Here is a 12,324-nt window from a genome sequence, read left to right as displayed (position 1 = left end):
TCAATGTCAAAGAGCGCGGACCCGAAAGTCCAGAGACAAAATCAAACCGGATGCGCCACTAACTTGCTGGCGCGCCCCGCCTAACTTGCCCCAATGTTGTTGCCGTCTGTCCCTCTAGAGCGTCGCTCCGTCGTTCCGTCTGGCGTCCCGTGCCGCGCTGTCTGCGCCGCCGGTGAGGGGGTATTTACGGTTAGACCCAAAGAGTCGCAAGCCCCTTTTTCGCAAAATGTCATCTTTTTTACATTTTCCTGATTTTTACTGTAATTTTAATGGGTTACTTGCGGAATGTTTCGTGAGGCCCCTATTTTCCCTCATTTTATTGCGATGCAGCATCTGGGGGATATAGGGGTATCGGGGTTATCCACAGGGGTGCCGCCCGATCTGCCCTATAGAGAGGGGTGTGGGCCCCGGAATCGGCCTCCGCCGACGGGCGATTCCGCCTCAGCCGCGCTGAAACCGCATCGCCAGCCTGCCGGGACGCAGGCGCAGCAGCAGCAAGATCAGAATCACGGCTAGGAAGATCAGCGGGCGCATCTGAAACCCTTTCACCAGCATGATGTAATGCACCGCGCCCAGCAGCGCCGCGGCATAGGTGAGCCGGTGCAACTGACGCCAGCGCGCGCCGAGGTGGCGGATCGACCAATTGTTCGAGGTGAGGGCCAAGGGGATGAGCAGCGCGAACCCCGCCATGCCGACAGTTATATAGGGGCGCTTCACGATGTCGGCCCAGACACGGCCGAGGCTCTGGAGGTCGAGCACCGCCCAGGCGAGGAAATGCGCCACCACGAAGATAAAGCACGACAGCCCAAGGGCGCGGCGGAACTTGAGGAGGTTGAGCCCCGCGTGGCGCCGCAGCGGCGTGACGGCGAGCCCTGCGATCAGGAGATAGAGTGCCGCCTCGCCCAAGGCGCGCTGCAACGCGACCACCGGCTCGACCCCGAGCCCGCCGGTCGCGCCGAGCCAGACGAGCCAGCCGACATAGCCAAAGGCCAGCGGATAGGCGGGCCAGGCCGGGACGCGGCGGAGCTGGAGGTTTGCGGTCTCTATAAGAGAGGTGAAGGACACGGGCGCAACTGGATCGGCCACGGCTCAGAAGAACCGGGTGAGATCCATCCCCTTATAGAGAGAGGCCACCTCGTCCTCATAGCCGTTGAACATGAGGGTCGGCTGACGCTTGGCAAAGAGGCCGCCGCCGATGACCCGTTCGCTCGCCTGGCTCCAGCGGCGGTGATCCACCTCGGGGTTCACATTACTATAGAAGCCGTATTCGCGGGCATTGGCCTTGTTCCAGCTTGTCGGCGGCTCTTTGTCGGTGAGGGTGATCCGCACCACCGACTTGATCGATTTGAACCCGTATTTCCATGGCACCACCAGGCGCAGCGGCGCGCCGTTCTGATTTGGGATGTCGCGACCATAGATGCCGGTGGCCATGATGGTCAGCGGATGCATCGCCTCATCAAGGCGCAGACCTTCGACATAGGGCCAGTCGAGAACGCGGGTGCGGGTGCCGGGCATCTCTTCGGGGCGCAGCACGGTTTCGAAGGCGACATATTTCGCATCCGAGGTCACACCCGCGAGATTGAGCAGATCGGCCAGCTCGAACCCGTTCCACGGCACCACCATCGACCAGGCCTCGACACAGCGGAAACGGTAGATGCGCTCTTCGATGGTCATCTTGGCGAGAATGTCCTCGAACGCATATTGGCCGGGGCGCTCGACCAGACCGTCGATGGTGACGGACCAGGGCGCTGTGGTGAGCTGATGGGCGTTCTGGGCCGGGTCATCCTTGCCGGTGCCGAACTCGTAGTAGTTGTTGTAGCTGGTGATGTCTTCCCAGGGGTGCGGGGTCAGCGCCTCGGCATGGGCGGCCTGCGGCAGGCCCATGAGCGACGCCCCGGCAGCGCCAAGTGCCCCGGCCATGATCTGACGCCGGTTGAGAAACGCCGCTTCGGGCGTGATGTCATTTTCAGTCAGACGGTTGGTCCAGCGTCGCGCCATGGGGCATTTCCTCCGAGTTTCGGATGTAACGTAATGGCGCCAGAGCGACCCAACAAATAAAGGAAAGTCACGATCTAGTCGGTTTTTGTAACAATGGCTTTGGACAGAGCCCGCCACGAAAGAGATCGGTTTCCGACACCTGGGCTGCACAGTCTCGCCCAAATGCCCGAATACATCAGGATCATGCTCCGCTTTAGGTCAGCGGAAGAGGTCACGAGTATACAGGGGTGTGGCTGATGCCATCGGGCACTTACACGTTTACAATGTATCGGATCAGCGGTTCGGCGAACTCTACGTTCACCGTGACCGATACGTTTACCGTGACGGTCTTTGACGAAGACGACAATTTCGGCGTGGGCGATGACAGCCCCAAGACCGAGACCGGGACATTGCCGGTGATTCAATCGATCTCGGGCCCAGCGCCGAGCGGATGGGCCGCCGGGCAGAGCTTTGTCTTTGGCGGCGCGCGGGGGATCGAGAGTGGCTCGGCCGCGGATGATTATCTTGTCCCCAAGGTGAACGGAGCCTTTACCCTCGGCGATGCAATCTATTCCCTGCCCGGGGCGTCAACGCCATTGGTGGTCGGCCAGACCTATACGCGCAATGGCGCCTCAAGCAATGTGAACAGCGAGATCCCGGGCGACGTGCCTTGTTTCGTGGCCGGGACGATGATCGCCACGCAAAAGGGCGAAGTGGCGGTCGAGGATCTTCGGGCCGGCGACATGGTTCTGACACGCGATGCGGGCTATCAGCCGATCCGCTGGATTTCCGGTCGGACGATCCAGAGCACGCGGACGACGGCGCCGATTGTGTTTGGGGAGGGGACGTTGGGGGCGTGTCGGGAATTGCGGGTGTCGCCCAATCATCGGATGCTGATTTCGACGGCGGAGGCGGAGCTTTATTTCGGGGAGGCCGAGATATTGGTGCCGGCCAAGCATCTGACAGTGCTCAGGAATGTCTATCAAGAGGCCCCGGGGGAGGTGCGCTATTTCCACTTTCTCTTTGATCAGCATCAGATTGTCTTTTCCAATGGCGCGCTGAGCGAGAGCTTTCTGCCGGGCGAGCGGGCGATGGACGGGCTGGCAGAGGCTTCGCGGCGCGAAATTCTCGATATATTCCCGGACCTTATGGACATCACCCTGCCCCAGCCGCAGATCGCGCGGACCTGTATTCGGGCGTTTGAACGGCCCGTTCTCGAGGCCATGCTGCAGCGCGTCATGTGAAATTGAGGCGTTTTCGGTATCACGTCGGTATTACGACGGTATCGCGACAGTCTGGATTCTGGGGGACTCCCTACTGTGTAGCCGCCAAAGATCCCCATCGCTTTCGCCGTCGGCCACGCTCAAGAAACTGCGCCCCCTCCCCCGCGACGACCCAGACAATATTGAACGCAAAACCAATGGAGACCATGAGGATTGAGGCGATGTCCTCGGTGCGGCGCTATGGGGTTCGGGGCCGAAGGGCTGGGCACAGCCGTGGGATAGCTGACAGGAAACGGCAGGATCAGACAGATCTTCCGGGCTCTTTCCTGCGTGCCGGGTCGTCAGAGGCGGGAAAGGTTTGACCGGGGCGCGGCCAGGGCCCTAGCCTGTGGCAGTCTCATCTGAAAGGCAGGCCGATGCTTATGGAGACCTATCTGATCTATCTGGCAGCGGTTGCGGTGTTCTTTGCGACGCCGCCGGATACGAGCCAGCTTCTCATTATATCGAACAGCGTCCGCTATGGGCTCCGGCGCAGCGCCTATACGATCGCTGGGGATCTCACGGCCAACAGCCTGCAGATGACGGGGGCGGCCTTTGGGCTGGCGGCGATCATCGCGACCTCTGCCAGCGCCTTTGTCTGGATCAAATGGCTCGGGGTGGCCTATCTGGTCTGGATCGGGTTGCAGTTGATCCTCGCCAAGGACCGGCCCGAGGATGTTGCCGCCACGGCCTCTGGTCAGTCGGCGCGGCTCTTTCGTCAGGGGTTTGTGACCTCGATGGCCAACCCCTTTGCCGTGGTGTTTTTCGGCGCGCTCTTTCCGCAGTTCATCGACCCCATGATGCCGGTGCTGCCACAGCTTTTGATCCTCGGGCTCACCTATCTGGTGGTGGATGGGGCGATCCTGCTGCTCTGGGGCTGGCTCGGCCTGCGGGCGGCGGCGGCGCTCCGGCGGTTTTCCTTTGGTCTGGTGAACAAGATCTGCGGCGCGCTGATGATCGGTGCCGCGATGCTGCTGGCCAGCAAGGATTTTGAGCCGGAACGATAAGGGCGCGGTCGACCGGGGTCAGCCGCCCGGCCCTAGCCGGCCAGCACCCAAAGCGCCGAGCCGCCGATGGTGAGGGACATGATCCGCGACCAGATCGTCGCGCCGGCGGGGCAGTTCAGGAGGCGCTGTGTCAGTTCGGAACAGAGGATGATCGTCACGAAGACAGCGAGCAAAGCGGCGACGGTGGCGCCCATCAAGATCAGGATCTCTTGCGGGCCGACGACGGTCAGATCGACGACGCGTGGCAGCAGCATGAAATAGATGACCACGGTTTGCGGGCTGCTCAGGCAGACAGTAAAGCCGATCAGCGCCGAGGTGAGCAGCCCATAGGCACGGGCCGTCGCCTGCGTCGGCGCGGCTTGGGCACGCCACATGCGGATCGCGACGAGGATGAGCAGCCCGGCCCCGGCATATTTCGCGATGCTGAAAATCTCGGAATTTGCCTTGAGCCAGAAGCCGAGCCCGGCACAGATGGCGAGAATAACCAGCACGTCGCCGATGCAGATGCCGATGGCCATGGCGCAGGCGCCCCGGCGGTCGCGGCTGGCCGAGCGGGCGGCGAGAACGGCGACCAGCGGGCCCGGTGTCAGGGTCAGGGCGCCGAGGGTCATCATATAGGCAAATAGGGCCGTCGGCTCCATTGGTTCCCCTCCCCAAACCGGCAGATCCATGCGCCTCTGGCGGCGCGAGCGGTCGCGGCGGAGTGTGCCATGAGAGCGTGCGCCAGCTAAGATCGGGGCGGGCGTTTGGCGGGAACTGTGCGCTATTCGACGTCGAACGTTTCTTTCGGACGGCAGTTGCGCTATCATCAAGGTGATTATTTTTAGATCACATTGCACAAAAGGGCAGCATTTTGGGGCCAGACGATTCGATAGGACAGCCTCGTCTCGTGGCAATGCTCGTCTATCCGGGCGTCTCGTCGGTCGATGCGTCCGGCCCCCTGGAGCCTTTTGGGCTCGCCAATTTCCTCACCGGCCGACAGCTCTACAAACCTGTGACCGTCTCTGTCGACGGGGCGCCGGTGCCGGTGGCCGGCGGGTTTCTCAACATCGTGCCAAGTTGCGCCTGCGAGGATCTGCCCGCGCGGATCGACCTGATGCTCGTCGCGGGCGGGCCGGGATGTTTCGCGGCGGCGGAGGATGAAACGCTCTTGTCCTGGCTGCGGCGGCTCGAGCCGCGCTGTGCGCGGTTGGGGTCGGTCTGTACCGGCTCGACGATCCTCGTGGCCTCGGGGATCGCGGATGGTCACCGGGTCGCGACCCATTGGCTCGAAGCGATCCGGTTGAAGCAATGCCAGAGCGCCGTCGAGATCGAAGAGGATGCGATTTTTGTCAATTCGGGCAAGCTCTGGACCTCGGCGGGGATGCTGGCGGGGATCGACCTGACGCTGGCGCTGATCGAGAAGGATCATGGGCGGCAGCTCGCCCTCGATATCGCGCGGTTCATGGTGCTGGTGCTGCGGCGGATCAGCGGGCAGACGCAGTTCAGCCCGCAATTGATGGCCGAAGCGACCGAAGACCCGCGCATCCGGCGGGTGCAGCTTTTCGTCTGGGAGAACCCGACGGCGGATCTGTCGGTGGCCAATCTCGCCAAGAAGGCCGCGATGAGCGAGCGGTCCTTGGTGCGGCTCTTCAAGAAGGTCACCAACACGACGCTGTCGCAATATATCGAGGATGTGCGCCTGACCTCGGCGCGGCAATTGCTCGAGACGTCACAGCAATCGGTGCAATCGGTGGCGGTGAATGCCGGGTTCGGCACGGCGGCAACGCTGCGCCGGGTGTTCACGCGGCAGCTCGGGGTGTGCCCGAGCTCTTACCGGCAGTCCTTTGGCACCGACCACGGCGCCGCCCCGCCAGAGCTCGCCGGGGCGGATGTGGTGGCGATGGATCTGGCGGGTGTGATCAACGGCAAGTCGGCGTGGTAGCGGCCCGGCGCGCTCAGTCCTCTTGGGTGCCGACGAACATGCGGTCCTTGGCGGCGGTGATGTGGTGGCGCATGGTGGCTTGGGCCACTTCGGGCTGTTTCAGGCGGATCGCGTCGAGCACGGCGCGGTGTTCGGCGAGGACGAGTTCCTGGCGCACCGGCGTGTCGAGCAGGGTCAGCGAGCGCGACAGTTTCACGCCATAGGCGATCTGTTCGCTGAGCGATTCCAGCACCGAGGAAAAGAACGGGTTCTTGGCGGCGCGGGCGATGGCGAGGTGGAGGCGCTGATCGGCCTCAACGCCGAGGGCGTTTTGCTGATAGGTCTCTTCCATCTCGCGATAGGCGGCATCCATGGCGGCCAGATCGTCATCGTCGCGGCGGCGTGCGGCCCAGGCGGCGGCAGCACCTTCGACATCGATGCGGAACTCGTAGCAGCGCTGCACGTCGGAGACGGATTCGAGCGGCACGAAGCTGATCAACTCGCGGTCGGGACGGCGCAGCACATAGCTGCCCGAGCCGCGGCGCGATTGCACGATGCCATCGTCGCGCAGCCGCGACAGCGCCCCGCGCACGATCGGCCGCGAGACGCCAAAGCTCTCGGCCAGAGCCTCTTCGGTGGGCAGCCGGCTATGCACCGGGTATTCCTCTTCGAGGATCTTGGTCAGCAGTTGATCATAGACCTGATCTGCCAGTGAGGGTCGCCGTGTCTCTGACAACGTGAGCTCCTTGGGGTTTGGGCGCAGCGCCCGGGGGTTTATGCCGGGGCGGTCAATTCTGCGGCTCTTTATAAAGCGGGTTTGGGTAAAATACAGGGGGGGGCGCGCGGGAGGCGGGCCTACTCTTTAATAGATGTCTGGCCGCCCCGTCGTGGAGGGGCGGCCAGAGAACCGGTGCCTATTTCGATGTGGCGGCTGCCGGGGCTTTGGCCGGTTTGCGGATCACGAGGAAGTAGACAAAGACCAGCGTCAGCGCGACGAAGAACAGGCTGTCGGGATTGGTGAAGAAGGTCGTCGGGTCGCCGTTCGACAGGGCCAGCGAGCGGCGCAGGAATTCCTCGAGATTGGGTCCGAGGATATAGCCGAGCAGCATGGTGATCACCGGGAAGCCATTGCGCCGCAGGTAGAAGGCCAGAACCCCCATGCCGAGCGCCATGAACATCTGGAAGGTCGAATAGGTGGCGACGTAGCTGCCGACCACGGCGAGCAGTGCGATCACGGCATAGAGCACGTCTTTGCGCACCGAGACGATCTTGATGAAATAGGGGCCGATGAGCCAGAGCGTCAGCGGGATCAGCACCACGGCAGAGAAAAGGAGTGCCGCGAGCATCGGCGCGATGAGACCGGCCTGATCCGACATCAGCTGCGGGCCCGGCTGGATGCCGTTGATGACCAGCACGCCGAGCATGATCGCGGTGATCGGGTCGCCCGGGATGCCGAAGGTCAGCATGGGCACCATGGCGCCGCCGCAGACGGCATTGTTGGCGCTTTCCGAGGCGGCGATGCCCTTGGGGTTGCCCTTGCCAAAGCTTTCGGGGTCGTCCGAGGTGCGCACGGTTTCGGTATAGGCCAGGAACGAGCCCATCGAGCCGCCCGCGCCGGGCAGGGTGCCGACGAAATAGCCGATGAGGCAGGATTTGAAATAGACGCCAAAGCCCACTTTGCGGATGTCCGACAGGGGCGGGATGAAGTCGCGGCGGCGGATCTTGACCTTGCTGGCGGCGGCGGTGGCGGCGCTGATATCGGCGCGCGAGCTGGCCTGGGTCAGCACTTCGGCGATGGCAAAGGTGCCGATGATCACCGGCATCAGGTCGATGCCTGCGGTCAGGTTGGAATAGCCATAGGTGAAGCGGGTCACCGGCTCCATCGCGTCGAGGCCGACGGTGGCCAGCATCAGACCGATACAGGCGGCGAGACCGGCCTGCGGGATGCGGCCACGCTGGGCGATGACGACGACGATGAGCGCAAAGGCCAGAAGCGAGAACTTGCCCGTGGTTTTCACCAGAAGCGACAGTTCCGCCACGAAGGGCGCGACTGCGATCAAGAGCAGCGCGCCCACCGCGCCGCCGAACATCGAGCCGAGCGCCGCATGGCCGAGCGCCAGCGCGCCCTTGCCCTGTTGCTGCATCGGATAGCCGTCGAGCGCGGTCATCATCGACGACGGCGCGCCGGGGATGTTGATCGTGGTGGCGGTGATCGAGCCGCCGCACATGCCGGCCATATAGATGCTGGCACAGGCCATCAGCGCGGTTTCGACATTGAGCGTGTAGGTCAGCGGCAAAAGAAGGGCCATGGCCAGCGTCGCGGTGAGGCCGGGGATGGCGGCAAAGATCGTGCCGATGACAAAGCCGAGGATCACATAGGTCAGGATGACCGGATCGGCGAGCAGGGAAAAGCTGCTGAAGACGAGGAAGATGAAGTCCATGACTTACCCCCAGAGCGTCGGGAGGCGGACCCCGAACAATTGTTGGAACATCAGATAGGCCGTGCCGACGACGGCGGCCGAGATCAGCGCCTTGAGCAGCAGCTTGTCGAATTTCGAGAAGAGCAGGATCAGGGCGAACACAAAGAGGCCGGAGGAGAGGAAATAGCCCAGCGGCTTGAACCCGAGGATGTAGAAGAAGATCGCGACGACAACCCAGAGATGGGTGTAGTTGCGGATCTCGGGCGTGGCCGGGCCGGTGTCTGATTTGGTCTCTGATTTAGCCGCTTTGGCCTCAGAGCTGGCGCGGAGGGCCTGCAGGATCAGGATGCTGCAAAAGACGATCGCGGCACCGCCCACGAGGATCGGGAAGAAGGCCGGGGTCAGGCCGTTCTCGGCCACCGGGGCGCCGAGGCTCAGGGCTGTCACCAGATAGCCGACAGAGACGGCAAGAGTGACATAGAGAAATACCAATTGCCTGTTTAAGAGCATCGTCGTCTCCCGGGCTGGGTGTGGTCAGGTCTTGCGCGCGGGGGGTGGTCAGCTGGCCACCGGGGCCGTCGAGGCCTGCGCGCGTGAACCTCGGGGTTAGGATAGCGGGGCGGGGCCTGCGGCGCCAATGGCCGTGTCGCGGGGCCCTGCCCAGGGTCTGCCCCCGCCACGAGCGGGCGAAGGCAGGAGGGGCGTTTCGGCTCAGAGTTCGAGCTCGTCCATCAGGGCGAAGGTCTTGGTCTGCAGATCGTCGATCCAAGCGACCACCTCGTCGGAGCCGAGCCAATCGGCGGTCACGCCGACCTGGGCCAGCCAGTCCTGGAACTCGGGCGTGTCATAGGCGGCCTTGAAGGTGGTTTCGAGCGTGGCCACCGCATCATCGGGCGTGTTGGCCGGGGCCGCGAGAATGATGAAGCTGCCGGTTTGCAGGTCGTGACCTTTGGATTTCAGCGTCGGCACGTCGGTGTAGGTGGCGTTCTGCACCGAGGTCAGTTCGACCACGCCCTTGGCATCGCCCGAGGCGAGAAGGCCGCTGAAATCACCGAGGCTCGAGATGGCGGCGTCGAGTTCCCCCGAGAGCAGCGCCTCGGCTTCGGCAGCCGAGGAGCCGGCATAGGTGATGACGTTGAAATCCACGTCGAGCAGTTTTTCGAGCTGCATCACCGACAGGTACGGGCCCGAGCCCTTGGGGGCCACGCCGACGCGCACCTGGCCAGGGTTTTCCTTGGCCCGAGCGATCAGGTCTTCATAGCTTTCGATGCCCGAATGTTTGGAGACGACGATGGCGTCGGCCTCGGAGGTGATGCGGGCGATGGGCTTCATATTGTCGAGCGAATAGCCCGGAACCATCTGGCCGCGCGGCAGGGTGATGACACTGTCATAGGTCAGCACGCCGACGGTGTGGCCATCGGGGCGGGCGCTGGTCATCTGGATCAGCCCGGTGGCGGTGACGGCCCCGGCGATGTTTTCCACATAGATGGATTTCGGCAGGTTCTGCTCGGCGATGTTCGAAATCTTGCGCGAGATGGCATCGGCGCCGCCGCCTGCGGGCCATGGCACGATCAGGCGGATGTCGCGGGTCGGAAACTCGGCCGCGGCGACGGATGTTGCGAGAATGGCCGCGCCAAGCGCTGCCCCGACTGTGGTTTTCAGGCTTTTGTAAAACAAGATCTGTTCCTCCTCTACAGATATGGTGTGCCAGCGGGGCTGGCGTCATGCGTGTGCCGACTGGTCCGGAAAAGCGGGGCCTTGCCGGGGCGGCGGTCTGAATTCTGGTCAGCACTGTCGTCAGCGAGCTGTGCCATGAGGCCGGACAGGTCGGCTGACCCATGGCCCTGGCAGGTTCCGATGGGGCGGCCTGTTCTGGCGCGCGATCCCCGGTCTGCCTTGCGTCGGGATGCACGGGTCTCCGCGCCTCCGCTGCAACTGATACGATCCTCCCCTACCGTCTCGGCTGGCTTCTTCGGCGGTCCGCAGCTTGGGCGGGGTCGATGAAGCTTGGATTACATTAGTCAGTGGATTTTTACAAATCAACACAAATTTGACAAGTTGCGCGGTTTTTTTGCCCGTATTTGCCCAATATTTGTTCACTAAACATACATATCCGGGGGAATCTGCCCCGATCCGCGTCTTGGGCTGACGCGTTTTGCAAAAGTTGTAAGCTTTTGCCTCGCTAGGGCTGGATCGACCCGCCGCCCCGGAGACGGCGGGCCGTTGGTGTGTCTTTAGCCGGCCTGAAGATCTGCCGGCAGCAGCGCCTCGGGCAGGTTCTGATAGCAGACCGGGCGCAGGAAGCGGCGGATCGACAGGGTGCCGACCGAGGTCGCGCCAAAGTTCGTGGAGGCCGGGTAAGGCCCGCCATGGACCATCGTGTCGGCCACTTCGACCCCGGTGGGGAAGCCATTGGCGAGCACCCGCCCGGCCATCCGTTCGAGCGTCGGCAAGAGCGCGCGCGCCAGATCGATGTCGCCCGCGTCCATCTGCAGGGTCGCGGTGAGCTGACCCTTGAAGCTCTCGGCCACGGTGAGCATCTCGGCGGTGTCCTTGACCCGGATCACCAGACCCAGAGGGCCAAAGACCTCTTCCGACAGCTCCTCGTTGCCCATCCAATCCGCGGCCGAAACCTCGAAGAGATAGGGCGCGGCGGAGCGGCCGTCACAGGCGGTGGTCAGCAGGGATTTGACGCCCGCGCCCTCGGCCATGCGGCGCGCGCCACTGCGATAGGCCTCGGCCATGCCATCGGTCAGCATGGTTTGCGCGGCGACCGCTTTGAGCGCCTCGGTTGCGGCGGCGGTGAAAGCGTCGGCCTCGGGCCCGTCCACCACGATGGCGATGCCGGGGTTGGTGCAGAACTGGCCGACGCCCATGGTCAGGCTGCCAGCCCAGCCCTGGCCCAGATCGGCGCCGCGCGCGGCGGCGGCCTCGGGCAGGACGAACATCGGGTTGACGCTGCCCAGCTCGCCGAAGAACGGGATCGGCTCGGGGCGTTTGGCGCAGAGATCAAAGAGGGCGCGACCGCCGCCGAGGCTGCCGGTAAAGCCCACGGCCTTGATCCGGGGATCGGTCACCAGCGCCTCGCCCACGGCGCGGGTGCCGCCCTGCACGAGGCTGAAGATGCCGCCGTCCATGCCGAGCTTGGCCAGCGCCGCGACGATGGCATCGCCGACGATCTCGCCGGTGCCGGGATGCGCGCCATGGCCCTTGACCACGACCGGGCAGCCCGCGGCCAGCGCGGCGGCGGTGTCGCCCCCGGCGGTGGAGAAGGCGAGCGGAAAGTTCGACGCGCCGAAGACCGCAACCGGGCCGATGGGCCGTTGCATCATCCGCAGGTCGGGACGCGGCAGCGGCTGGCGGTCCGGCAGGGCGGTGTCGTGACGGCGGTCGAGATAGGCGCCGTCGCGGATATGGGTCGCAAAGAGCCGGAGCTGACCGGTGGTGCGGCCGCGCTCGCCCTGAAGACGGGCTTCGGGCAGGCCGGTTTCGGCGGTGCCGATCTCGGTGATCTGATCGCCGCGGGCGTCGATTTCGTCGGCGATGGTGTCCAGGAGCGTGGCGCGCTCTTCGCGGCTGGTGGCGGCAAAGCCGGGGAAAGCCGCGTGCGCCGCGGCGCAGGCCTCGGCCACCAGTTCGGGCGAGCCGGTCGAGAAGTCAAAGCCCGGGCCGGTCGCGGGGGCGGAGGTGAATGTCGGCTCTGCGCTCACGCGCTGGCCCGCGATGAGGTGATCTCCGTGAGGGGTGAATGTCAT

At 64.0% G+C, this 12,324-nt stretch carries 11 protein-coding genes; 3 read left to right on the top strand and 8 right to left on the bottom strand.

Annotated features, from left to right (window positions below; translation table 11 throughout):
- Window positions 1–441 precede the first annotated feature (441 nt).
- The gene (msrQ, locus tag ISM_RS07490; RefSeq protein ID WP_254655662.1) at window positions 442–1,086 is read right to left on the bottom strand and encodes a protein-methionine-sulfoxide reductase heme-binding subunit MsrQ; all 645 of its coding nucleotides are present in this window, start codon (window positions 1,084–1,086) and stop codon (window positions 442–444) included.
- Window positions 1,087–1,089: 3 nt separating this feature from the next.
- Window positions 1,090–1,998 (bottom strand): protein-methionine-sulfoxide reductase catalytic subunit MsrP, encoded by a 909-nt coding sequence (gene msrP, locus ISM_RS07485; RefSeq protein ID WP_009813531.1) that lies wholly within the window; start codon window positions 1,996–1,998, stop codon window positions 1,090–1,092.
- 263 nt (window positions 1,999–2,261) lie between these two features.
- Here msrP and ISM_RS07480 point away from each other — a divergent pair, with 263 nt between their 5' ends.
- A complete protein-coding gene (locus ISM_RS07480; protein ID WP_009813530.1) occupies window positions 2,262–3,221 on the top strand; it encodes a Hint domain-containing protein in 960 nt (319 codons plus the stop codon).
- A gap of 401 nt (window positions 3,222–3,622) precedes the next feature.
- Window positions 3,623–4,246: a LysE family translocator gene (locus ISM_RS07475; protein WP_009813529.1), complete on the top strand. Its 624-nt coding sequence runs from the start codon at window positions 3,623–3,625 to the stop codon at window positions 4,244–4,246.
- Window positions 4,247–4,278: 32 nt separating this feature from the next.
- Here ISM_RS07475 and ISM_RS07470 read toward each other — a convergent pair whose 3' ends face one another.
- Window positions 4,279–4,887, bottom strand: coding sequence for a LysE family translocator (locus tag ISM_RS07470; protein ID WP_009813528.1), 609 nt, complete (start codon window positions 4,885–4,887; stop codon window positions 4,279–4,281).
- Window positions 4,888–5,141: 254 nt separating this feature from the next.
- On the opposite strand from ISM_RS07470, the gene ISM_RS07465 reads away from it, so the two are divergent.
- The gene (locus ISM_RS07465) at window positions 5,142–6,170 is read left to right on the top strand and encodes a GlxA family transcriptional regulator (RefSeq protein ID WP_009813527.1); all 1,029 of its coding nucleotides are present in this window, start codon (window positions 5,142–5,144) and stop codon (window positions 6,168–6,170) included.
- Window positions 6,171–6,183: 13 nt separating this feature from the next.
- Here ISM_RS07465 and ISM_RS07460 read toward each other — a convergent pair whose 3' ends face one another.
- The 5 genes from ISM_RS07460 to ISM_RS07440 form a co-directional block, all read right to left on the bottom strand.
- Window positions 6,184–6,885 carry a FadR/GntR family transcriptional regulator gene (locus ISM_RS07460; RefSeq protein ID WP_009813526.1) on the bottom strand — a complete coding sequence of 234 codons (702 nt, stop codon included), beginning with the start codon at window positions 6,883–6,885 and terminating at the stop codon, window positions 6,184–6,186.
- Window positions 6,886–7,063: 178 nt separating this feature from the next.
- Entirely contained in the window at window positions 7,064–8,590 is a 1,527-nt protein-coding gene (locus ISM_RS07455) for a tripartite tricarboxylate transporter permease (RefSeq protein WP_009813525.1), read from the bottom strand.
- Between the two features lie 3 nt (window positions 8,591–8,593).
- Complete coding sequence (locus tag ISM_RS07450) at window positions 8,594–9,061, bottom strand: tripartite tricarboxylate transporter TctB family protein (RefSeq protein ID WP_009813524.1); 468 nt, start codon at window positions 9,059–9,061, stop codon at window positions 8,594–8,596.
- 219 nt (window positions 9,062–9,280) lie between these two features.
- Window positions 9,281–10,246 (bottom strand): Bug family tripartite tricarboxylate transporter substrate binding protein, encoded by a 966-nt coding sequence (locus ISM_RS07445; protein ID WP_009813523.1) that lies wholly within the window; start codon window positions 10,244–10,246, stop codon window positions 9,281–9,283.
- Between the two features lie 557 nt (window positions 10,247–10,803).
- Entirely contained in the window at window positions 10,804–12,324 is a 1,521-nt protein-coding gene (locus tag ISM_RS07440) for an aldehyde dehydrogenase (NADP(+)) (protein WP_009813522.1), read from the bottom strand.

This window comes from Roseovarius nubinhibens ISM, assembly GCF_000152625.1.
GTDB lineage: Bacteria > Pseudomonadota > Alphaproteobacteria > Rhodobacterales > Rhodobacteraceae > Roseovarius > Roseovarius nubinhibens.
This window is presented reverse-complemented; position numbering and strand designations above follow the sequence as displayed.